The organism is Desulfonatronovibrio magnus, assembly GCF_000934755.1.
Taxonomy (GTDB): Bacteria; Desulfobacterota; Desulfovibrionia; order Desulfovibrionales; family Desulfonatronovibrionaceae; genus Desulfonatronovibrio; species Desulfonatronovibrio magnus.
The window spans coordinates 81651-105682 of the sequence record NZ_JYNP01000015.1 but is presented as its reverse complement, the minus strand read 5'-3'; the positions used below and the strand labels follow the sequence as shown (position 1 = coordinate 105682).

General features: G+C 45.5%; 18 protein-coding genes. 11 read left to right on the top strand and 7 right to left on the bottom strand.

Translation table 11 applies throughout. The features are described from left to right. Positions 1 to 7: 7 nt before the first annotated feature. Positions 8 to 2593 (bottom strand): c-type heme family protein, encoded by a 2586-nt coding sequence (locus LZ23_RS22100; protein ID WP_052507019.1) that lies wholly within the window; start codon positions 2591 to 2593, stop codon positions 8 to 10. 153 nt (positions 2594 to 2746) lie between these two features. Here LZ23_RS22100 and LZ23_RS01465 point away from each other — a divergent pair, with 153 nt between their 5' ends. Both LZ23_RS01465 and LZ23_RS01460 read left to right on the top strand, forming a co-directional pair. Next, positions 2747 to 4471: a TraB/GumN family protein gene (locus tag LZ23_RS01465; RefSeq protein ID WP_232300351.1), complete on the top strand. Its 1725-nt coding sequence runs from the start codon at positions 2747 to 2749 to the stop codon at positions 4469 to 4471. Further along, positions 4471 to 5352 carry a GNAT family N-acetyltransferase gene (locus LZ23_RS01460; protein WP_045210947.1) on the top strand — a complete coding sequence of 294 codons (882 nt, stop codon included), beginning with the start codon at positions 4471 to 4473 and terminating at the stop codon, positions 5350 to 5352. The genes LZ23_RS01465 and LZ23_RS01460 overlap by 1 nt, the downstream gene beginning before the upstream one ends. A 78-nt stretch (positions 5353 to 5430) precedes the next feature. Here the strand turns inward: LZ23_RS01460 and LZ23_RS01455 are convergent, their stop codons facing one another. Beyond that, complete coding sequence (locus LZ23_RS01455) at positions 5431 to 7002, bottom strand: ATP-binding protein (protein ID WP_045210945.1); 1572 nt, start codon at positions 7000 to 7002, stop codon at positions 5431 to 5433. Positions 7003 to 7390: 388 nt separating this feature from the next. Between LZ23_RS01455 and LZ23_RS01450 the strand changes: the two genes are divergently transcribed. Beyond that, positions 7391 to 7990 (top strand): NF038143 family protein, encoded by a 600-nt coding sequence (locus tag LZ23_RS01450; protein WP_045210944.1) that lies wholly within the window; start codon positions 7391 to 7393, stop codon positions 7988 to 7990. A 296-nt stretch (positions 7991 to 8286) separates the two neighbouring features. On the opposite strand, the gene LZ23_RS01445 is transcribed toward LZ23_RS01450, so the two are convergent. After that, positions 8287 to 9339: a radical SAM protein gene (locus tag LZ23_RS01445; RefSeq protein ID WP_052507017.1), complete on the bottom strand. Its 1053-nt coding sequence runs from the start codon at positions 9337 to 9339 to the stop codon at positions 8287 to 8289. 191 nt (positions 9340 to 9530) lie between these two features. Here LZ23_RS01445 and LZ23_RS01440 point away from each other — a divergent pair, with 191 nt between their 5' ends. Further along, positions 9531 to 10139: an NF038143 family protein gene (locus LZ23_RS01440; RefSeq protein WP_045210942.1), complete on the top strand. Its 609-nt coding sequence runs from the start codon at positions 9531 to 9533 to the stop codon at positions 10137 to 10139. Positions 10140 to 10318: 179 nt separating this feature from the next. On the opposite strand, the gene LZ23_RS01435 is transcribed toward LZ23_RS01440, so the two are convergent. The 3 genes from LZ23_RS01435 to LZ23_RS01425 all read right to left on the bottom strand — a co-directional run bounded on the left by LZ23_RS01435 (position 10319) and on the right by LZ23_RS01425 (position 13189). Then, positions 10319 to 10927, bottom strand: coding sequence for an NF038143 family protein (locus LZ23_RS01435; protein WP_157493071.1), 609 nt, complete (start codon positions 10925 to 10927; stop codon positions 10319 to 10321). 180 nt (positions 10928 to 11107) lie between these two features. Beyond that, positions 11108 to 11383 (bottom strand): hypothetical protein, encoded by a 276-nt coding sequence (locus tag LZ23_RS01430; protein WP_045210940.1) that lies wholly within the window; start codon positions 11381 to 11383, stop codon positions 11108 to 11110. 21 nt (positions 11384 to 11404) lie between these two features. Next, positions 11405 to 13189 (bottom strand): YeiH family protein, encoded by a 1785-nt coding sequence (locus LZ23_RS01425; protein WP_045210938.1) that lies wholly within the window; start codon positions 13187 to 13189, stop codon positions 11405 to 11407. Positions 13190 to 14460: 1271 nt separating this feature from the next. Here LZ23_RS01425 and LZ23_RS01415 point away from each other — a divergent pair. From LZ23_RS01415 to LZ23_RS01390, 6 genes are all read left to right on the top strand, one after another. Then, on the top strand, positions 14461 to 16200 hold the full coding sequence (locus tag LZ23_RS01415; protein ID WP_045210935.1) for an aldehyde ferredoxin oxidoreductase family protein: 1740 nt from the start codon (positions 14461 to 14463) through the stop codon (positions 16198 to 16200). Positions 16201 to 16268: 68 nt separating this feature from the next. Beyond that, positions 16269 to 16493 (top strand): MoaD/ThiS family protein, encoded by a 225-nt coding sequence (locus LZ23_RS01410; RefSeq protein ID WP_045210933.1) that lies wholly within the window; start codon positions 16269 to 16271, stop codon positions 16491 to 16493. Then, the gene (locus LZ23_RS01405) at positions 16494 to 17333 is read left to right on the top strand and encodes a HesA/MoeB/ThiF family protein (RefSeq protein WP_052507016.1); all 840 of its coding nucleotides are present in this window, start codon (positions 16494 to 16496) and stop codon (positions 17331 to 17333) included. It abuts the gene before it with no gap. Positions 17334 to 17532: 199 nt separating this feature from the next. Next, complete coding sequence (locus tag LZ23_RS01400) at positions 17533 to 18153, top strand: XTP/dITP diphosphatase (RefSeq protein WP_045210931.1); 621 nt, start codon at positions 17533 to 17535, stop codon at positions 18151 to 18153. Between the two features lie 392 nt (positions 18154 to 18545). Beyond that, positions 18546 to 20369 carry a glutamine--fructose-6-phosphate transaminase (isomerizing) gene (glmS, locus tag LZ23_RS01395; protein ID WP_045210930.1) on the top strand — a complete coding sequence of 608 codons (1824 nt, stop codon included), beginning with the start codon at positions 18546 to 18548 and terminating at the stop codon, positions 20367 to 20369. A 2-nt stretch (positions 20370 to 20371) separates the two neighbouring features. Next, a complete protein-coding gene (locus tag LZ23_RS01390; protein ID WP_052507015.1) occupies positions 20372 to 22186 on the top strand; it encodes an N-acetylmuramoyl-L-alanine amidase in 1815 nt (604 codons plus the stop codon). Positions 22187 to 22309: 123 nt separating this feature from the next. Here the strand turns inward: LZ23_RS01390 and LZ23_RS01385 are convergent, their stop codons facing one another. After that, positions 22310 to 23209 carry a cation diffusion facilitator family transporter gene (locus LZ23_RS01385; RefSeq protein WP_045210928.1) on the bottom strand — a complete coding sequence of 300 codons (900 nt, stop codon included), beginning with the start codon at positions 23207 to 23209 and terminating at the stop codon, positions 22310 to 22312. A 105-nt stretch (positions 23210 to 23314) separates the two neighbouring features. Here LZ23_RS01385 and LZ23_RS01380 point away from each other — a divergent pair, with 105 nt between their 5' ends. Next, a complete protein-coding gene (locus LZ23_RS01380) occupies positions 23315 to 24010 on the top strand; it encodes a hypothetical protein (protein WP_045210926.1) in 696 nt (231 codons plus the stop codon). Positions 24011 to 24032 lie beyond the last annotated feature (22 nt).

Sequence of the window (24032 nt, the reverse complement as noted above, 5' to 3'; positions counted from 1 at the left end):
GAATCTGTTAATTACCGGCAACAGGCATGATTATTGTAAACTCAGTCCACTCAGATGGTTGACTGCTGACATATATTTCCCCACCATGATCCTGAATGATGCCATAGCTTACAGATAAACCCAGACCTGTGCTCTCCCCTGTCTTTTTGGTACTGAAAAATGGATCAAAAATCTTTTTTCTGATCTCAGGGTCCATCCCCTGACCGCTGTCACGAACGGTCAATCTCACTTGAGATGATTCATTTTCAAACCTGGAATGGATGGATATAGTCCCATTTTTCTGGATTGCCTGACATGCATTCATAACAAGGTTTACAAAAACCTGCTTGATTTTATTTTCGTCAAAATTTACATGGGGCATATCTGGCTCAAGATTAAGCGATACATCAATTTTCTGCTTCTTGAACTGATGCCTGAACATCTGAATAACGTCCTCAATGGTATGATTTATTGATGCAAATGCCTTGGTGCTTTCCTGGCCTCTGGAAAACTGCAGCAGGTCTGTAACTATTTGTTTGCAGTTAAGAGTTTGTTTTTCAATTATGTTCAGATCTTTAAGTCCCTGAGGGAAGTCTGCAAGCTGTCTTTTGAGCAGATCAATATAGCACAATATAATGCCGAGAGGGTTGTTTATCTCATGAGCAACTCCTGCAGCCAGCTGACCCATAGCCACAAGTTTTTCAGTATGTTGAATCCTGCTTTCTACTTTTTTCTGGTCTGTGATATCTCTTGCATAGCGAATTATACTTTCCAACTCGCCGTTCTCGTCTAAGACAGGATAGAAGTGCACGAGATATATTTCTCCTGTTCCGCATCGTGACTCGCTGACATAAGGTTCTTTAGTCTGGACAACCTTGTTCAAGCCACAATGCGGGCAGGCGGTCTTGAGTCCGGAGTGTGCCTCATAGCACGGTATATCGTAAACGTCTTCCGGCTCAACCTTAAACTTGTCAATATATCCTTTATTAACCATTTTGATGCGGAAGTTTTTATCCATGAGTATGACCAGGTCAGTAATGCCGTCAAAAACCGACTGCAACAGTTCTTTGCTTTGGATAAGTTTCTGCAGTCCATTGAGACTTTCCACGGCAATGCCCATTTGCCGGCCAATGGACAGTAGCAATTCTTTTTGCTCAGGTAATATTTCCGCATAATTCACTCGAACAAAACTCATAATTCCCAGAACCTTGCCTCTGCAATAGAGAGGAACATTCAAGCAGTGACCATACCCGGCAGCTTTGAAGCTGTGCATGTTTCCTTTCAGAGCGCTACAGACTGATTTTTTCATGTTGCTGCTGGCGGAGCTTAAGTCAATGGACTTCAATTCTCTGTCAGGCTGTAAGCATTGAACATGCACAGGCAAGTCCTGGGCTTGCTGTTGAAACTTCAGCCGCAGGTTTCCAGTAGATTCATCAAGAAGGTAAATACCAACCCCCCTGGCCGGCATCATTTTCAAGATCTGACCCAGTGCGCCAGGCCAGATGTCAGCAAGTCCTCTAGCCTGAGTGGTCAACTCAGCAATACTGTTTAATGTATACAATTCCTTATTTCTTATGATCACCTTCTCTTTGAGTAGCTCTTCAGATTTCTTCAAAGCACTCGTCCTGTCCTCTACTTTAAGTTCCAAATTCTGTGCATACTTTTTTAATTCTTCACGGGTGTGCTTAAGGTGAGAGGCCATGGACTGGGCAGCGGCGGATAGAACTTCAATCTCATCATTTGAGTCCTGGTCATCAAAAATTTCAGGCAGGCTGTCATCATCAACCTCTTCTCTAAAAATATTAAGTACTCCACGTATATTACTGACAACTGTCCAGTTGAAATAAACAATGAGAGTCAGATAAAAAAGAGATACACCAAAAAAAACTACAAGAAAGACTGAGGTTGCCTTTTCCTGTATGGCTGCCAGCGCACTCTGCACGGGTATGCCTACAGCGATGACTCCTGCCAGTTCCCCTGGATAATGTCCAAATCCTCTTTCAGTTCCATAAAGGCTTAAAAGTTCTGCAGGAGCGTCTTCCGGGCTTCCATGGCAACTCATGCAGGAATGTTCAAAGTATACTGGCTTAAAGCGCATGTAAAAGGCATCCCCCTTGTTTTCCAGCAGACCCTGCCAGTTTTTCTGATTCTGATTATCCTGAAAGTATGCCAGCATGCCCCTTTCCATGGCATTTGCTTCTGAATCTGGATTGCGGGCATTGATGGAAACACGGCGATAGCTGTGTTCAGGAAGGTTGCGCTTCAGATTGTCCATGACAGCCCTGCCCACATAAGACGTAGACATGGCCTCAAGCATGAAAAAGTCTTCTCCAAATCTTTCAATCATTTTGGGCCTGAGCTCATCCCTGATATACATCCTGCTGGCTTCAATGGAAGCCATGACCAATTCAGTTTTGGAGTAGGCAGAATCTTCAAGCAGGCTCTTTTCTCTGTAGTAAATTACAAACGCGCTTACAAAACAGACCAGAAGCAGTATCAGGCCTGTACCAACGAGAAAGCGCGAACGAAACCCCATGGACAGCTTGAAAAATTTAGAATTTCTGCTCTCACTCCTTAATTCAGTGGTTGACGACGTGTTTTTGTATTCCTGCACTGCAGCCTCCTTCCCATGAAGTGTAGCTCCGAGTTTGCACCATTGCAAATAAAAGTTTACATTTGTCGCTGATTTTCATATTTTTACAATTAATCGCTTGCAAGTAACTTCTAAACTTCAGACAATTGGCTTAAAATCGTTTTGGAGAAAAACATGAAAGATTACCTGCCCTTGAATGATAAAGATTTTGAAATGATTCTGGAAAAGGCCAGAGTTCCTGAACATTCAGTGAGGTTTATGGCTGCAATGTCTGGAGGCCAACCCTTCCTCGAAGGTCCGTACCTTTTTTTTCATGCTGAAGACTGGCTTCTCGCTGTCGGATATCCCATTCAAGACCCTGAAAGTTCATACTGCCCTGATGAATTTGACAAGGCTTTGATCAAAGCCAGGCGCAAGGCAAAAGCCCAGGCTTGCTGGGCCATTTGTCCCAGCCTGCCGGAAAGAATCCAGGAATTCCTTGTTGATAAGGATCAATTTTATACTCTGACTGTTGGTGAATCTGTCCCCTCCAAGCTTTCAAGGCTTTGTGAAAAAGGTGCTGCACAGCTGACCTTTGAAACAGGCAAAGAGTTTACTTCTGCTCATCGTCGTTTATGGGCTGAATTTACTGGCCGGGTTCCGCTTAAACCCAATGTTCGTGAGCTTTATGCACGAACTGAAGATGTGCTTGCAAAATGTCCCAGCCTAATGCTCCTCAACGCCTGGGACCAGCAGGGCAATCTTTCTGCCTGCCTGCTTCTCGATACTGGCCCTAAAGATTTTGTAAGTTACCTTTTGGGGGCGCATTCCAAAGAATACTATCTTCCTTATGCTTCTGACATGCTTTTTGGAGAAATGATCAAGCTTAGTGCTGAATATAATAAAAAGTATATTCATCTTGGGCTTGGAGTTAATGAGGGAATAACCAGGTTTAAAACCAAGTGGGGAGGCCAGCCTGACCTTTCCTATGAGATGGCAGAATGGACTGAGCCAGCAAATTTTACTGATGATTTAAGCGACATGATGCGCAGCGTGGCCCAGATGCCGCATGTGAGCATGACCAGGGAGCAATTCTGGGATTCACTGCCTCCTCAGCGCCCTTTTACACTTGTCTGGGAACTGGAAAAGGACGGACGAAAATCATGGATTGGCGGAACAGCTCATTTCTTTTGCTATAGCTTTGCTTCTTCGTTAAGCAGACTTTTTGAAAAGGTTGATACTGTAATTTTTGAAGGGCCATTAGACCAGGACAGTCTGGACGGGGTAGCCCAGACAGGAAAGTCCCCTGACCAGGATTCTCCTCGATTAATTAAATTTATGACTCCTGATGAAATAAAAAAACTGGACCGGGTGGTCTGCGGCCCCCGGGGTTTCTGGGCCAGAATGCTGGGCACGGAAGACCCGAACCCTGCTGATGCTGGCTATTATCTCGCAGATACCAGACACTGGTTTGCCTTTTTTTCCCTGTGGACCCATTTTTTGCGCCGCCATGACTGGAAACAGTCAGTTGATCTCGAGGCCTGGCATGTGGCTCACGAAATGGGCAAGGAAGTACTTAGTATGGAAACTATCAAAGAACAGCTTGAAACCTTAGAAAGCATTCCAGTAGAAAGAATTACTGATTTTTTCCGGCAATGCGGGCACTGGAAAAAATATATCAACAAAAATATGAAAGCCTATCTCAAAGGCGACCTGGATGCCATGATGGGAACCAGTGTTGAATTTCCTTCCAGGACAGACACAGTCATTGATCGGAGGGATAAGGTGTTCTTAGAGCGGATGCTTCCACATATCAGAAATGGCAGGTGCGCTGTTTTTGTAGGGTCTGCACACATGTTTAATCTGCAGGGTATGCTGTCGCAGGCTGGATTTAAAGTCACCAAGCTTAAAAAGGTCTGATGATGGTACCGGACAAGCATAGCCAGGCTTCGGCATGGGCAGTCGTACCCGAACAACTGACCTGCTATGTGCGCTCAACGACCCAGGCTGTCCCTGTCCGCTTTAAATCCTGCCTGGCTTATGAAGCAGCAGACAACCTCATACTAATCGGCTACCCTTTGCAAGATCCCCTTAATCACCAGGCGGTTCAGGATTCCCTGACCATGGCCATGAAAAGCACCAGAGCTGACAAAATTACTCTGTTGGCCGCCTGCAGACTCGGCCGGGATGTTGTACCCGACGGCTGGGTTTTGGAAAACGCAGAACAATCAGAGGCAGCATCAATGCAGGATGAGTTCCTGACCCTGTCCTTTCCCTGTGGTACATTGCCTCAAAAGGTGCGTAATATGATTCGAAGAGCAGCCCGCGAGGTGAGCATACGCCAGGCTTCGAATCTGGAAAAAGATCATATTAATCTTGTTCAGTTATATCTTAAGCACAGAATTTTAGACTCAGGCACAAGGCTGATTTTTCGAAATTTAGAAAGATACACTGAAGAATGTCCAGGATCGCTGGTGGTATCAGCCTGGACCGCTGACAAAAAGCTGGCCGGTTTTTCCATTGGAGATTTTACAGGACTGGAAACAGCCTTTTATATGTTTTCTTTTCGCGACCCGGATGCAGCGCCACCCGGTACAGCTGATCTGCTGTTACATGAACTGCTGGCAGAAGGAGCAAAGCGGGGGCACAGGCGAATGAATCTGGGGCTAAGCGTAAATCCGGCCATTGCTTTTTTTAAAAAGAAGTGGAAGGCACAGGCCTTTCTGCCATATGTGGAAACCACCTGGATCCGCCAGAAACGCGGCAGGCTTTCTAAGCTCTGGCAGCGGATTACATCATAGCTCGACAATTGAGACTGAAGGATTTAGAAGTGGATTGATCCATCCATTTTCAAGACACCCCTTACCTCCCCGGCCTTCTCAACCAGCCTCCCCGGTTCCTTGTACTTCCCGCCCATCCAGCGCGATCAGGTTACGTTCGGCCTTGCTGAAAATCATCCCCAACTCGTGCAAGGACATCCCGGCCCGGCCCTTGTACTTCTCGCTGTAGCCCTTGACCCGGATCTGCTCCAGGGCCGGATTGCCTTTGATTTCCGCGGCCTGGACCAGCTTGATCTCCATCACAAAGATCCTGTTCTCCAGGATAACGGTCAGATCGGCCTGGCCCTTGTTGGTTACATCCTCAGGGATGATCCGCGCATCCAGTGAGGCGAAAAAGGCATACAGCACCGATGCATACCAGCCCTCGCAGTCCAACAGGTCCGTGTTGGTAAAGTTGCGGTAAGGAATCGCCGCGAAAAGGCGGTGGATGATGTCACGAAGGGCAGGAAGGTCTGCGTCGAGCAGAGCCTGGCGGACATGATCCTTGATGTAGAATTTTTCTGCGGCCAACTGGGTATATCCGCTGATCAGGGAATTGTTCAGAGCCAGACGTACTTCCCTGTTGGGCACGCGGAGCACGTATCGCTGCTCCCCATATCGTTCCAGGTTCTCCGCGATGGTCAGATACCCGGCCTGGAAGAGCAGGGTTTCCGGGGTCAGGGTGTCCACGTCAAAGGAATTAAGGATCTCCTCGCCTACCTCGATGCCTTCCAGATTCGGCAGAAAGTAGCGCTTTTGCTGGAACAGCCTGATTAGAAAGCTTGGGCTGCCGGTCTCGAACCAGTAGTTGCGATAGGCCTTGCCCTTCTGCAGAAACAACAGCACGTCAAAGGGATTGTAGACCGGCTCGCCCAGCCATTGATAGCCGTTGTACCACTGGCGGAAGTGTTCAAGATCCACATCTGACAAGTGATCGGCAAAGCAGGTCTCCAGCTCCTGCTGGGTGTAACCGCAGATGGTGGCGAAGCGGGAGTCAATGGTCAGATCTTCCAGGTTGTTCAAGTCGCTGAACAGGCTGACCTTGGAAAACTTGCTCACCCCGGTCATGAAGATGCACTGGATGTGCCCATCCTGGGGCTTGAGCGCAGAATACAGATCCTGCAATTCTTCGCGCATCTCCCGGGCCGTGTCCGGATGCTCCAGATTGTCCAGAATGGGCTTGTCGTACTCGTCGATGAGCACCACGGCCCGCCTGCCGGTTTGCTCATGGGTCAGGCGGATCAGTTCGGCAAAGCGGCCGGAATTGCTCTTAAACTGCAGCTCTACGCCAAGGCGCTGCTGATTAACAATCAAGAGCTCGTCGATTTTTTCCTGAAGTGAGTCCATGCCCCGCAGCCGGCCTTCTCCAAAATCAAGCTTGATTACCGGGTGAACTGCGTCCCAGTCCCATTTGTCGTGGATGTACAGTCCTTGAAAAAGTTTTTCGTTGCCCTCGAACAGTTCCTTGAGCGTGTCCAGGAAAAGGCTCTTGCCGAAGCGCCGGGGGCGGGAAAGAAAGTAGCGGCCCTGTTTGAGGACCAAACGATGGACGTGTTCGGTCTTGTCCACATAGACGTAACCGCCTGTGCGGATGGAGGAGAAGGTATTTATGCCCACGGGCAGGTGTAACATGGCGGAGGCTCCTTTGATAATATAGAAAATGGAGTTCAAAACCCGGCGGATTCGATTAACTGGATATTAACTGCCACAATTTATGCGGATGGACAAGGAAAACTGAATGGGGGAAGGGTTTCGAAGTCCGGTACATTTTGAAAATGGATATACATATTTGATCATTCCCGCTCACCTCAAAATCAACAGACCTCGGATGCCGGTATAGTTATAGTAGGGGGAACAAAGGAAAACCATCGTTTTTTTCGGTTGCGGGCTAAGCCAACATTAGTTAATAAGATAAACACCATCCATTTTGTTGACACGCTTAAAGTTTTACTCAGGCAAAGTTAAGTTAGAGATAAAAATGGACTTATAATGCTGAAGGCGGAAGGTTTAATATATTACCATGTCTGAAAGTTTTCAAAAAAATCAACAGATCATCCTGGATTATGAACGCAAATTTGCTTCAGAGCTTGCAGTGAAGGTTGTGGAAAAGCCGGCACTGACCATTTGGCGCATTATCATGCCTTTGCTTCTAATTTATCATGCTGTAAAGCTCAAGGAGTATAAACAGGATATCAGCATTTTCACTCAGGGAGTAATGAAGTCAAAGCTGCTGGCTCTTGGATCAGCATACAATGAACTTCGTTCCAACCTCCCGAGCCATGATTATCTACATTCCTTAGAGGTGGGGGAAGACAGCACCACCCCCAACATGAAACTATTCATCACTCGCCAGAAAGCAGAAGTGGAGCTAATTAAAAGTCATTATAAAAAGCTTTTGAAAAGTTCCGGCACTGACTATGAAAGTCTTTTGAGGAATGTATATAAAAATCGTGGTCAATACAGAAATTATCTGCTTAAACTTGAAAAGACTGAACAGGATATTCAGGACAGTATTTTGAAAATCCATCATCCAGGCTCAGTAGCAAGGGAAATGTCCCTTTCAATGCAGTTGGCCCTTAAGGAAATGCGAAAAGAGGAAATCAAAAGAGTTTTCGGATAACCTGCAAAGGCCAGTTCTATTCTGCCGGTGTTGCAGCTCTAATGCTGGCTGTACCCACAACCCAAAAAAGATATTTTTAACCGCCCGTTCGAAGACTCACTCAAGACGCAAAGGGCGCAAAGGAAGAAAGAAGTTTTTTCATTTGCCGGGGGACGGCAAATGAAAAGGCTGCCTTTTTAAAAACCGATGCCCGGTTTTCAAAAATATATTTTCTTTATTGTCTTTAAATTCTAGTCTTTAGCGTTTTTGCGGTTAAAATTTTCTTGTATTTTTTACAAGATTGAGTCGTTAAGTTACTAACTCCTTCTTTTGGGACAGTTCTGACAGATCCTAGCCGGTCTTCCCAGCTTCAGTCCTTCGCGAAAACTTGTGTAACCCTTGCACCTCCAGATAACCGGAAGAAGCTCATTGTTGATATTTCCAAATACGTTTCTGGAGTAGGGCTCAGGTTGACCCTGGCGTGCAAAATCAGCTTTGTCCACGGGGACATTGGCGTAAACGCAGGGTGAGACATCTCCTTGGGCAGATACGAAAAGGGCGTGTTCAACGTTTTCCGAGCAGACAAGTCCGTCCTGGACTGAGGATGAAAAAACCGGAGTATGAATGGTCTGTCCCTTTTCTTTTGCCTGCTCCTTCAGTCTGCTGAATATGGACTCCAACTCTCTGATTTCATTTTCGTTTTCTGGGGATAGAACTTCGGATGACAATTCTACTCCAGGCTCAAAATCCAGCACGCTGACTACTGCCTGGTCAACGCCTTTGGAATGCATTAGTTCCGGCAGTTTTTCCAGATCATCCAGGCCAGAGCGCAACAGCATGTAAGCAATATGCACAACTGGCCTTGTGTGTTCTCCTTTTTCCTTAATCCGCTTAGCGAGATCAAGTTTTTCCATGACCTTTTCAAACGGAGCTCCAGCTCTAACCGGATCATTAGTTGCGGCTGTAGTTCCTGCGAGAGAGAAGGCAAGAATATCAAGACCTGATTCAATCAGCTTTTCTAACAAGCTCTCTCTGAGGAGGATGCCATTAGTTGTAACTCCCACTGTACAACCGGCTTCCTTAGCCAGTCTGACCATTTCAGGGAAATCCTTATGTAAAAGCGGTTCACCCCAACCCTGAAGATAGGCTAAGTCAGTCTTTTGAAGAGCAGGCAGCAGCGCCTTAAAAGTTTCCATTGGCATGGAGCGGTCTTTCCATTGTTTATGATATACAGTTCGCGGACAATAAGAGCATAATGCGTTGCACCGCGATGTCACCTCGATCTGCATCCAGTCCTTGGAATCATACAGCACTTTATGCTCCCACCACGAACGGAGTTTGCCCGGTTTTTTGGATTTTTTATTTTTCATCTATCCCCTCCTGGCTCAAAATATGAATCGGTTTTTAATTGTAAAAAAATGAGGCATCTGGATCTTGATACCTGGCTGCAGTTTAGGAACGCCAGTTTCTAATGCCGGCTGCGCCCGCTACCCAATTTAAACAAGGTTGCAATCCACCAGGGTTAACTGTATATTCATTGCGAAACCAAGGAGTTGCACCTATGCCTTTAAACCTACAGGAAAAATTTGATGCCATTCATGCTCAGGAAGAGCAATTCGCCTACAGGCTGGCCAAAGATGTAGTCAAAAAGCCGGAAGCTTCAGCCTGGATGATCCTCGTGCCCATACTTTTCGTACACCATGTCATGAAAATCGGAGATTACAAAGAAGGGGTGCGCTCCTTTGCTAAAAATATCCTGAGCAGCAAAGAAAAAGCTTTGAAACTGGCGCATCTCGAATTGCAATCAGGAACAGCCCAGTCTGGATCATCTCAGGACTATTTCTCAGATGTCAAGCTTGACACCCACGAGGAAAAGGCACTGGCCGAAAAGCAGGTCAAGATAATTCAATATCTTCAGCAGCACTACCTGACAATGCTCAGACAGTCAGGAAGCACATTTGAAGAGCTCATAAGGAACGCTTACAAGACTCAAGGAGAATATAGACGCTTTCTGAATAATCTAACTGAGCTTGAGAAGGATGCTAATCAGTACCTGGTAGATAATTTTCAGAAAGATGAAGAGTATAAGATACTGCTTAGAAAAATTGAAGAGCAGACTGAAGCTTTGCGGGAAGAAGAACTTTCTTTTTTCTTTAATAATGAAAAATAGGAGTTACAAGAAATTGTTATCAGTTATCAGTTATCAGTTGATAGTTAATAGTTAATAGTTGAAGAATAAAAGCCTTCACTCACTACCTTACCCTGATAACCAATAACCAATAACCAATAACCAATAACAGATAACAGATAACCAATAACAGATAACTGGTTTGTGGGACACAGTCCGCTTTAGAATATTTCCCTCAGGTACCTTTCGCGAACCTTTCTGACAGCTTTTTGCCTTTTATGTGTTTCTTGACCAACATCACCATCAGTCAAATCTTGATGCAATTGTTCATTAATTTCATTTTCCAGCCTATCAAGCTCTTGTAGAAACTGCCGGTAGTCATCAAGTTGGCTGTAGGCTTTGATAGCCATGGCTGCATGATTTTTTTCCCCGGTATTGAAAAGCAGAAGGTAATGATCAAACATTTTTTCCAACAGGTCGCTTAAAAGCTCATAAACCCTGCCGGATTCCATTTTCAATTCATGGAGCCAGAAATCTCTGAACTGGCTCTGCATTTTTTGTCTTGACTGATTTTCTTCACCAGTTTCAGCGCACATATAAGCTCCATCTAAGGCAATCATTTTGAAGCGCATATGCTGCTCAGTAAACTTGCGGGTTTCTTTTTTTCGAGCCAAATACTCAAATAAAAACTTAAACGGAATGAGCAGGTGCCACCATGGATGATCACGCGTGGCCCGCATAAGGTAAACCACTCGGGCAGCGAATCTTTCCTCCTCTGAAATCAAGGCCTTGTATTGCGCTTTGAGAATTTTGGACTTTGCAGCATTCATAATAACTGGACAGTATTTTTTTGTTTGACCGAGCAGCGACATTTTTCAGTCAGAAAGCGGACCGACTCTTTTGCCGATCTTTTCCAGCCGCATGCATGCTGCTTTTGATCGGCAAAAGGGCCTGTCCTGAGGAGGTTGACATTATTCCATCTTTCTTGACAAAAACCTGTCGCTGCAGGGTCAATCTTCGCTGGTATTGTTGCCTCTTTTTAAGGCACCGCGCATAAAATCTGTAGCCTCAGCTACTTCATCAATAATATCCCAGTACCATCCACCTACATAAATATCTTTTTCCTGCAGCACTTGAATTACTTCACTTTTACCGGTTATTCTTTCAATATTGGATAAAAAACCGATAAAACCTATTATGATCAGGATTCCCAAAATGAGGCGGACTATTCTTTTCTGTAAAGAAGCCGGGGGCCCCAAGCCCCCGGCTGACTGTTTGTGTGACAATTGATGCTCCACTAATGGTGGTTACAGTCCCATAGCCATCAGACGGTCAGTAATATCTCTGAAAATGACCATGAACATAATGTACGCTACAAGAGCTGTGAGTATCAGGTTGAAGCCCTGACCGCATACATAAAGGATCAATGGCTTGCCGCCGCGCAGAGGTTCTTTAAGTTCGCGGTAGTTAATGCTCAGACCAATGCTTACAAAAGCTATGGCGAAGAACCAGCCGCGGAAACCATTTGCCCAGGCCAGAATGCCATTGTTGATCATGGCGTAGGACCATGCTTCACCTGCTGTTTCTGCGAGAACGGATATGAGAATTGAAGCAAAGATAAAGCCAAGGATGAACTTAGGGAAGCGGTACCAGATTTCATACAATGCACCAGCTGCGGTGAACTTAACAGGAGCAGCTCCAGCAGCACAGGCACGGTCCGGCTCAACTTTGAGGCACCAGTATGCCGCAACTCCAAATGCCATAACACCAATCATAACATTCTGGATCATCTTAATAGTAGCAGCTACATACATGGCTTCAGGCCCAATGAGCTCTCCAGCGGCAACAACAGATCCGGTGTTGTCAACTGTACCACCAATCCAGGCACCAGCCCATACCGGATGCATTCCTACCCAGTTGGCGAAAGCTGGGATGGCAAAAATCATGACCACAACAAATACCATTGACATACCAATGGCGAGAGTCAGTTCTTCTTTTTTTGCTCTGGAAGCTGCAGCAGCAGCAATGGCTGCGGACACACCGGAAACACTCATATCAGAGGATACAGTGATGTTTAGCTGTTTGGAAGGAACCTTGATTACTTTCTGACCAAACCAGTAAGTACCTATTAGAACTATGGGAGTGACCACCCAGGTTACAAATATACCTGCAGGTCCAATCATTAGAATAAGTCCGAACATTACACTGGCACCGAGCAGGACAAGGCCTGTCTTGATAAAGTATTCTGTCTGGGCCGCAGTTTTAAGAAATTTGGGCGTGCCTACGGTATTTGATATGAGCATGCCCAGTACAATTCCCCATAGAACATACGAAAATCCATAAGCTCTTACAGTTGTCTGGTTGGCTATAACATATGAAAGTACAGCCAGTCCGAAAACTATAGGAAAGCCAATGAAAAACTCTTTCAGGTTAAGGCCCATGAATTTTCCGCCTATGGCAAAGATAAGGGCTGTTATAACCATAAGAGCCAGCAGGCCGGGAATTCTGTTAAAGGACTGGGTATTAGCCGCGCTGCGTGCACTGGAAAAGCTATCTCTTGCAGAGCGCCATTCACCAAGCAGCAGTCTGGCTTCAGCGTTGAGTTGAGTATTCTGAAAGTTTTCAGCACGGGCCAGATCTTCAGCTGCCTGGGCTCTGGCTCTTGCATCTTCTAACCTTTCCCTGGCCTGCTCCAGTCGATCCGCGTTGGCAGCCCTGATTTCAGCTGCTGCCTGCTCAGTACGAAATATGGAGTCAAGCGGATTGCTGGACCAGCGCGCAGGGGTGGCCAGAAAACCGTGAACGGTTTTGAGAAGACCATCTTCACTGCGTGCTCTGACCGAGTTATAAGCGGATTCAGCTTCAGTATACGCTATGGTTCGGAATCCAGCCATTTCCTGCTCCTGCTCCATGATTTCCTGATACTGATACATGCTGTCCACGTCAGGACTTGCGGCAGTAGCAGCCATCCAGGCAAAGATAATGATAAGAGCGCCAAGCCAGATAGCCCACCAGTCCTCAGATTTGTACATCTGCGTGACCATGCTGACTTTGGTTTCTGTTACAACATTGGCATTAGGGTTTTCAGCCATAAAAAAAACCTCCTGATTTGTTTAGAATTTAAGTTTTATATAAGTATCATTTAATTTAAGGGGAATGCAGGCAGTGTGTCTTGCAAAAATCAAGATAACTGAAAAAACACTGTTTTTTTCAAAGCCAAATGCAAGGGCGCTAATACTTCATCAAGTCAACTTAAGCAAAAACCAGACCGAAAAGGTTATAAAAGGTGGTTTCAATAAAAAAAGAAGTTTTATCAGCATGTTATGTGGAGGTGTTTGTTTTGAGCAACTGATGTTTTCAATGCTTTGTGCTTTGCATTGCTAACTTGGGTTTGCGGCGGATTGGAAACTCTGGTTTTCATGTGGCTGAGACCCAGCTGGCACCTTTAGACACCCTCTGCCTGGGTAAGCTTCTTCTTACAAGTAAATAGAATCATATGTGTAATAAATTCAGAGCATTACGGTTTTACGATACAGATTGCTTCGGTCGCTTAGGCTCCCTCGCAATGACAGGTTTTCAGCAACTACATCCCTGACAGCTCAGGTGTCATTGCGAGCGAGTCTTCGAGCGCGGCAATCTCTAACGTTTTGAGGCTTTTACACCTCTTTTTTTGTAGCTCCAGCAACATTTTGAAGAAGTGGCTGGAGCCGCAAGAACTAAACGTCCCCAGGCTGGAGCTTGGGAACGAGGGGTATAAGTTACTCACACGTTCGGTCTCGGGCCGCCCGGGTGAGGAGCTTACAAGTAACTGGAATCGTTTTGGTAATAAAATCAAGCTGTTACGGTTTTCACATTTTTACGATTTTTGCTTATGAATGATGCACATTTGCCAGAAAAGTTCCGTCAAAGATGGGAACTTTGCGCCAGGCACAGGGACTGTCCCTCGCTGTGTAGATTTTTTCATCAAAGCAAATTTCCTTCAAGAACCAATGCAGCATCAATCTGTTTTATAGTACCTCGCGGGGACTGTCCCAATTTCCAGAAAAGTGACAGACTCTTAAAGTTACTCACACGTTCGGTCTCGGGCCACCCGGGTGAGGAGCTTCTCAATTATTTTTGCTTTCATGGATTCTGCCATATGTCTTGCAAGTTCTTGAGGCTATTGATAATATAGCTTAAAAAATATTGCACGCAGCTGTGATTTTAATTGCGAAGCTTTACCAAAAGGTGTAGTAAGACAAGAAAAAAGTAATGGTTTGCCTGATTGTCTTTGTCTGTTGCACAGAATTGATCAGTTCATGTACTTTTTTCCGGAATAAATCAAAAAATTAAATCAGCATACTATAACAACAGGAGGGAAATTATGTCCACACTTATCCGAATCAACACAAAGAAAAAAAAGATCGTTTCTTCAGATTTGCCCGATGATTATGCAGGTCTTGGAGGCAGAGCACTTACTTCAAGGGTGGTGCGCAGGGAAGTGCCACCTACCTGTCATCCTTTAAGCGCCCAGAACAAGCTGGTAATCGCTCCCGGACTGCTTACAGGCACCACAGCGGCCAATACCGGCAGGCTGTCAGTTGGTGGTAAATCACCCTTGACCGGAACTATTAAAGAGTCCAATGCGGGAGGATCATTTTCTCAGAAACTTGCCAAGCTCGACATTACTGGGATTATCATAGAAGACAAACCAGAGCCGGGAACTCCTTTTCAGGTTCTTGTTATTGATAAGCTCGGAACCAGATTTGATCAGATGCCTGAATTAGACGGTCTTGGAACTTATGAAACTTCAGCCAAGCTTTTCGAAAAATATGGGTCAAAAGTAGGCATTATGGTCATTGGTCCTGCAGGTGAAAATACTCGGCTGGCTTCATCCATTCAGTTTACAGATCCCAAGGGCAATCCCAGTCGAGCAGCCGGAAGAGGCGGGCTTGGAGCACTGATGGGTTCCAAAAAAATCAAGGCCATTGTGGTTGACGCTGAAGGCTCCAAAGCGCCTGAACCTGTTGACAAAGAGGCTTTTAAAGCTGCAGCCAAAAGATGGGCCGAGATTCTGGTCAAGCATCCTGTTACAGGTCAGGGGCTGCCATCTTTCGGAACATCAATTCTAATAAACGTTATTAATGAAGCTGGAACATTACCCACCAAAAACTTCAGAGAAGGAAGGTTTGACAAGGCTGCAGAGATTGGTGGAGAAAAAATGGTGGAGCTTATAAATAAGAGAAAAGGTGTGGCCAAGGAAGGCTGTCATGCCGGATGTATCATTCAATGTTCTCAGAAGTATTGTGATGAAAAAGGTGAATACCTCACTTCCGGATTCGAGTATGAAACTGTATGGGCCTTTGGATCCAACCTGTTGATCAGTAATCTTGATGACATTGCGCAGTTAGACCGTCTTTGTGATGATCTTGGCTTGGATACCATTGAAACAGGCACCACAATTGCCATGGCCATGGAAGCTGGAATTGTACCATGGGGCGACGGACCTGGAGCTATTGAACTTCTTAAACGTGTTTATGATCCTAAAGACTATCTCGGGGCCATCATTGGTAATGGTACTTCTTTTACTGCTGAAGCCTTTGGTGTGGACCGGGTGCCAGTGGTCAAGAAACAGTCCCTGCCAGCCTATGATCCCAGAGCTGCCAAGGGTGTGGGCGTAACCTATGCCACCAGTCCCATGGGAGCTGACCATACCGCAGGATATGCCATCTGTCAGAATATCCTCAAGGTGGGTGGAGATATTGATCCTCTGGGTAAGGAAGGTAATGTCGAGGTTTCCAAAAATCTCCAAATAGCCACTGCAGCTGTAGATGCTACTGGATTCTGTCTGTTTGTAGCCTTTGCTGTTCTTGATACTGATGATGCATTGGACACCATTGCCAAACTCATCAGCTCAAGATACGGCATTGAATTTACAGCAGATGATATTGGAAAGACAGGTATTGAAATCCTCAAGGATGAATTTTCTTTTAATCGTGATGCAGGTTTTACAGCTGTTCACGATCAGTTGCCTGATTTTTTTCTCAATGAATTTTTTCCTCCTCATAATCAATTATGGGACTTTTCAGTGGAAGAGATGCAAAAGGCTAAAGTGGAGATCTAATAATCACAGTAAGGGCCTGCTTCCAGCAGGCCCTCTTTTGATTACTTAAATTACAGGTGGAATAAGTCATGAACATAGAGGTCAAGTGTTATGCCACTTTGTCTCAGTATGAGCCTGATCAAGGCTCTCTTGAGATGCAGCCCGGAGCCACCCTTGGTGATGTGCTCCGAACACTGTCCATTCCTTCTGCAGATGTAAAAATTATGTTTATAAATGGCCATCATAGTCCTCTTGATAAGCCCTTGCAGGACAATGATCGTGTAGGTATTTTTCCTGCCATTGGGGGAGGTTGATTGAGTCCCCAGTCATTTGTTGATGAACTCAAAAGTTCAAGTCAGGATCATGAAAAGTTTGCCTTTGCCTGGGTTTCCACCTCAAACCTTATTTCCCTCTCTCAAAAGCATGATTACTCAATATCTGATGCCCAACAGCTGTGCCTGAGCAACAAAATTCTGCCTCGGAGATATATCAAAAATTTTCCTACCATTGATCTGAAACAGCAACTTGCACTTGCCAGTTCGAAGGTACTTCTGGTGGGGCTTGGTGGGCTTGGGGGATATATTCTTGAAATTTTAGGACGTACAGGTGTTGGCAGCTTTTTTTTAGCAGATGGAGATGTTTTTGAAGAAAGCAATTTCAACCGGCAACTTCTAGGATATGACTCCAAATCAGGAGTGTCCAAGGCAGAAGCTGCCGCTGAAAGGCTGACCCGCATCAATCCTCTTTGCACATTTGAGATAGTTAACAAATTTCTGATCAAAGAAGATCTGCCAGGTCTTGTTCCAAAAGTAGATATTGTGATCGATGCTTTGGGAGGAATTGAATTCAGGCCTGACTTGTTAGAGGCAACGGGAAATGCCGGTCTGCCTCTTGTGACAGGTTTTGTGGCCGGTTCAACCGGCCTGGCTGCCACTGTTCTGCCCGGCGGCAAAAGCCCGGCAGCCTTCTGGCAGGGCAGCAATGATCAGGGAGCGGAAATCAAGCTGGGCAACATAGCCTGCACTGTGGTGACTATTGCCACTATCCAGGCACAGGAGGCTTTGAATCTGCTTACAGGCAAACCAGCACGACTGATTGACAAAGTGATTTTAACTGATCTTGACTCCTTGACCTTTGAGCAGCTTGAATTGTAATGTTTATGTAACCCGGTTATTTGTTATCTGTTATTTGTTAATTGTTATCAGGGTAAGGCAGAGAACTCAGGCTTTTGTTCTCCAACAATTAACAAATAACTAATAACAATTAACTGACAACTGATAACAATTTCTTGTTTTTTGCTACAGAATTGAAAAGGTAAGTAACTCATAATAAGGTAAAATATTAGCCATAATCATGACAAAAACAAACATACATTCCATTGTCCTGGCTTCGGGTAATCAGGGTAAAATCAGGGAGATCAAACAAATCTTGAATAAGGCTCTCCCGGGCATTGAGGTGAAAGGATTAAAAGATTTTCCATCAATCGGAGATATTCCTGAGACTGGCAAAACTTTCCAGGAAAATGCACTGATTAAGGCCAGAACCGTAATGAAAGAAACAGGACTGATTTCCATAGCAGATGATTCAGGTCTTGTTGTCCCTGCACTGGGTGGTGATCCCGGAGTCTATTCAGCGAGATATGCTGGTGAAAATGCCACAGACCAGGATAATAACGACAAGTTACTGCAGGCCATGGCAAACCTTGATGGGGACCAACGTCAGGCATCGTTTGTTTGCGTTATGGCTGCGGTGATGCCTGATGGCAGGGAGATGACAGTTCAGGGCGAATGGAAAGGTCTAATTGCCTTGACTGAAAAGGGTGATAACGGATTCGGGTATGATCCCTTATTTTATGATCCCGAGCTTGGCCTGCACTCTGCGCAAATGAAACCCGAACTGAAAAACAGTCGAAGTCACAGAGGAAAAGCCCTTGACAAGCTGGCTTCCAAATGGCGGGATTTTGTTCAGAGTTGAGAATACTTTCCAGGGAAGCAATACGCATTTCTGAAAACTTTGTATCTGTTTAGCGCTTTTAAGGAATGCAGGGGACAGGCACTCCGGGACCCACTTGAGCATCAATTTGTGCTCGAAATGAATTATTTTTGGGACAAGTGGATCCCGGAAGAGCCAGTCCCCCTCCGGGCTGTATGCCTCCGGGCAGGAAGCCATGCCACATCCAAAGCGCTAAACAGATACAAAACTTTAAATTTGAGTTGTAAGTCATAGCTATTTTGGGCTTAAATCCGATTGTGACGGCTTGGTACGTGAACTGTCCCTGGCTTCGGGACTGTCTCTCAGTTGACTTTTCAGAAACGTGTAATGCTTTCTTGCCAGTGCATATTTTTACTGAATGGGGGTAGCTGATTATGTGTGGAATAATAGCATATACAGGACACAGGCCGTCCGTGCCTGTGTTGATTCAAGGTTTGAAAAGTCTGGAGTATCGCGGGTACGACTCAGCAGGCCTGTCTTTTGTGCACATGAACAAACTGCACCTTTTCAGGGCTTCCGGGAAACTTGAGGCTTTGGAGTCCAAGCTGGATACTGGTGCAGTTATACATGCCACATCTGGAATAGGGCATACCCGCTGGGCTACCCACGGCCTGCCCAATGAAATCAATGCCCACCCTCATCTTGATCATAATTCAGATCTGGCCCTTGTTCACAACGGAATAATTGAAAATTTCCAGGAGCTTAAAGCTGAATTTGCAGATTGCGGCTTAGCTTTTCGTTCTGAAACCGATACTGAAGTTCTGGTTTGTCTCATCGCCAAAGGTATGGAACGGCATGGAGATATGCGGCAGGCTATTTCCTGGGCATTGAGACAGGTAGAAGGATCATTTGCCTTTGCACTGATATCCAGGTCAAATCCCGGAACTATCTGGGCAGCGCGTCGCTCCAGTCCCCTGATCTTTGGTCAGGGAACTGGTGAAAATTTTGTTGCTTCAGATATTCCTGCTTTCCTGCCCTTTACGAGAGAAGTAGTCTTTCTCGAAGATGATGAACTGGTGGAAATGACCTCCAATGAATGGCGAATTTTTAATTCTTTGACCTTAGAGCCTGTAACTAAAAAAGTACAAACCATAGCCTGGGATGTTCAGGCAGCCCAGAAGGGTGGATACAGGCACTTTATGCTCAAGGAAATTTTTGAGCAGCCTCAGGTCATCGCTGACTGCCTTGCCGGGCGCGTTGATCGCGAAACAAAAGGTGTTGTTTTAAAGGAACTTGAGAGCCTGCAAGTCCCCAAAAGGCTGCATATTATTGCCTGCGGTACATCTTATCATGCTGGACTATGGGGCAAATACGTCATGGAAAGCCTGGCTGGAATTCCTGTTGATGTTGAAATAGCATCGGAGTTCAGATATAAACCCTTGATCCATGATCCATCAAAAATTTATCTGTTCATCAGTCAGTCAGGAGAAACTGCAGATACTCTGGCCGCACTGTACCTTGTCAAAAAGCAGGGTGGAATAACCCTTGGACTTTGCAATGTTCTGGGCTCGAGTCTGGCACGGGAAGCTCATCATGTAGTCTATACCCAGGCCGGTCCAGAAATAAGTGTTGCGTCCACAAAGGCCATGTGCAGCCAACTGGCGCTCATTTTTCTCATAACTTTATACTGGGCCCGTCATAACCTGAGTCTGGACAGCAAGGCCATTGAAGAAGCTGTATGCGCATTTGAAGACCTGCCGGATATGCTGAGCAAGACACTGGAGCATACCCGGAACACTGCTACCAGAATATGTAAGTCCTATTCAGAAGTTAGAAGTTTTTTCTTTCTTGGAAGAGGGCTTTATTTTCCATTGGCTCTGGAGGGTGCATTAAAGCTCAAGGAAATATCCTATATTCATGCGGAAGGTTATGCTGCTGGAGAGCTTAAACATGGTCCTATAGCATTGATAGAACCGGACCTGCCTACCTTTGCTCTTGCTCTTAAAGATGATTTGTTAGGTAAGGTAAAATCTAATCTTAAAGAAATTCAGGCCAGAAAAGGAAAGATTATTGCCTTGACCCAGCCAGGATCAGAATTAGATGTTAATGATGTTTGGGAAATTCCAGTGACATGGGGGCCACTTAATTCTTTTTTTGTACTGCCTGCTCTGCAGCTTTTTGCTTATGAAACTGCCGTGTATCTCGGCAAAGATGTAGATCAGCCCCGTAATTTAGCCAAAAGTGTAACCGTAGAGTGATTATGATAAAAAGATTATTCATTTTCAGTTTTCTGGTATTCATCATCCTGCTCCTTACTCCTTTACCTTGCATTGCTTCAAGTTTTGACAGGGGAGTGAGGGAGTTCAACGCTTTAAAAAATAATGAAAATCGTGCCCAGTACCGTTCCCACTGGTTAGATATAGCGGATATTTTTCAAAAATACTATCAGAGCAACCAGAAAGGAACAAGGGCTCCGGATGCCCTTTTCTATCTCGGACGAACCTATGAAGAGCTGGGCAAGCGCTCCTTTCTCAGAGCTGATCTTGAAAAGGCAGAAGATTACTATACCCGGGTCGCCAGCAAATATTCCTCTCACCCGAGAGGGGCGGAAGCTCAACTTAGAAAATCAGGCATATATCTCAACCACTACAATGACAGGGCGCAGGCCTACATAGAATATCTGCGTGTGGTGTATAATTTTTCCAATGAAGAAATGCGGGCCAAAGCCCAGAAAGAACTGAAAAAGCTTGATGAGGCCAATCTGGAGAAAATCCGCCAGGCCAGGGGTGAATCATTCACGCCACCTGTAGAAACTCCTGCTCCTTCCCTTGAAACCAGAGATATTTCTGAAGAAGAACTGGATGATTCGGATTTTGAGCAGGCTCTCCTGCCAGTCACGCCGCCTTCCATTGCTTCAAACTTGCCTGCAGCGTCCGGAAATGGTGCGCATTTAGTCCGTATCAGGCACTGGAGTAATGATGAGTATACCCGTGTGGTCCTGGACCTTGATGAACAGGCGGAATTCTATCACAAACTTCTAAAACCTGATCCTGACTTAGGCACTTCGCATCGTCTTTTCATAGACTTGGACCAGACAAGGATTACAGAAGACACCCCGAGAGAAGAAAATGTGGCTGACGGCATTTTGCGTCGCATACGTTCAGCTCAGTATACGCAAGATAAATCCAGAGTGGTTCTTGATATTCAGGATCTGGACAATTTCCGCGTGTTTGCTCTGGAAAATCCTTTTCGGATTGTGGTGGATGTATATGCACCTGAAAAAACAGCTGTAGCAGCGCAGCCAGTTCAGCGTGATACTCCGGCTCAGGTCAGGATTGATCCTGATGCCAAAGACCTGACTGCTCAAAGCCTTATTGAGCAGCTTGGGCTTAAAGTCAGAACTATTATGATTGATCCCGGTCATGGCGGCAAAGATCCTGGTGCAGTACATCGGGGAGTGTTGGAAAAAGATGTGGTATTACGCATGGCCAAAATACTCGGAGAACAACTCAAATCCCAGGGGTTTGAGGTGCTTTATACCAGAACCACAGATGTGTTTGTGCCCTTGGAAGAACGAACAGCCATGGCCAACTCCCAGAATGTAGACCTGTTCATTTCTGTACATGCCAATGCCCACCGCAGCAACAATATAAGAGGTTTTGAGGTGTACTACCTGAACTTTGCCCAAAGCCAGGATGCCATGCGAGTGGCAGCCCGGGAGAATGCTGTCTCTACACAGAAGATTTCTGATCTGCAATATATCCTGACAGACCTGATGCTCAGTTCCAAGATAAATGAATCCAGAGATTTGGCCAACAAAATTCACGAGGTGACAATCAACCATGTCCGTTCAAGGTTTTCCCAGGTAGCTGATAACGGGGTCAGACAGGCTCCTTTTTATGTTCTCATGGGGGCCAGAATGCCAGCTATTTTACTGGAAATTGGCTATATGACCAATGAACAGGACATGCGTCTTATCCAGTCTGAAGACTTTCTAAAGCATATGGCAGGAGGATTGACCCGGGGTGTAATTGCCTACAGGGATAAGATCGAGCAGTTTGCCAGGCTTGAGTAAAAAAATGAACCTGGCCAAATCTACCAGATCAAGATTGAATCTTCCTGGCCCATTTGTTGATTTTTCCTGTCGACTCTACAAGGATAGTCTTCAGTACAGATCTCACTGGTAGAAAATCAGCCCTCAGCTTTGAATCCCTCCAAGTTTATCTCCATCCCAGGATGCCTTGTCTTCCTCGGGCTCCACGTGGATTGTGACCTGGGAGTTTGGCAACTTATCTTCCACATCCTTTTCAATCAGACAGCATATGTGATGCCCTTCTTTAATTGTCTTGTGGCCAGGCAGGAGCAGATGAAAATCAATAAACCTTCTTGAACCTGATTTGCGTGATCTGAGACCATGATACTCCGCGTGCTCGCCAGCGTGCTTTTTAATGCTTTCTTCCACAGTAATTATTTCGTCTTCTGGCAGCGCCGCATCCATCAGACCTTTTAGAGACCTTTTTATCAGACTGAACCCGGACCTTGTAATATTAAGGGCAACCACAATGGCTATTATGGAGTCCAGTATTATCCAGTCAGGCCTGATCATGATAATGGTTATTCCAAGAATAACCCCGGCAGATGTCCAGACATCAGCCATAAGGTGTTTTGCGTCACCTTCAAGGGTAATGGAATCAAAATGTGCAGCAGCCTTGAGCATAACTCTAGCCACTATAAGGTTAATTATTCCTGCAACAAGAGATATTCCAATGCCCCAGGCCAGATTCTCAAGAGGTACAGGATTAAGCAGTCGGCCTGCGGCTGAATACACTATGCCGCACGCAGCGACCAGGATAAGCCCTCCTTCCAGGCCCCCGGCAAAATACTCTGCCTTGTCATGACCGTATGCATGATCTTTGTCCGCTGGCCTGTAAGCGATGGTCAGGGCGATGACTGCGACAATGCTTGCGGCAACATTAACAAACGTTTCCATGGCATCGGATAAAAGTCCGACGGAACCTGTTATCCAGAATGCGCTGAACTTCAGGCTCAGGGTGAGCAGGGAGGCAAGTACTGAAAGCAATGCAAAATTTCGGGGCATATGCTTAAGCTCCAGGAAAGTATTGACATTAAAGTGTTAATCTGAAATATAAATAATCAGCCAAAACACGCACTGATTAGGTTATCAAAAGTTAATGGAACTATTATGTCAAAATCTTGGGTAAAGTCAAAATATTCAGAATTTGTCAGGGATGTGCTTCGCGATTTTTGCCAGGTAAGTCAACGTCTGTCTACAGAGTTTACCCGTTACGACCAGACCGGACAGATCAGCTTTGACTTTTTTAGAGATCTGCTTGGCGAAGAGATGAACAAGGGGCAGCTATGGAGACTTAAGGACACAGCTCATATTTTATTCAGGTCCACCGAAGAGTCTGACAGGACAGGCCTGTATCTTGACTGGTGCATAGGTTATATTTTTCACGAAAGCATGAAGCTCAGAGAGGATGCCTATCAGCAGGAAAACTACCGTCCCTGGTTTGAAATGACGTATGACAATCCTAACCTGCCTCCTGAAGAGAAGTTGATCAGCAAGGAATTGTTCACAGTTCTTGAGCAGACCAATGAAAGTATAGACCGCGAAATTTCTAGAATAAGATTTATTCTTTTTCATTGTCGGCGCTTGTTTGCCATGTTCCTGCCTGCCCATCAGGATAACCCGCTTTTGGCAAGGTTTCTCTTTTCACAGGAAAAACTGGTTCGGGAGGTTTTCAAATCTTCATTTGCTGAGCTGATTTCAGAAATATACCATGATGAACCGCACAAGCTTTACATGCTTGCCGCTCAAAGCCTTGAACAGGGAGGATGGCTTGAGGAATCAGCCGCTGCAAGGAGTATGATATAGCTTGACTTTTTTGCAGATGCAT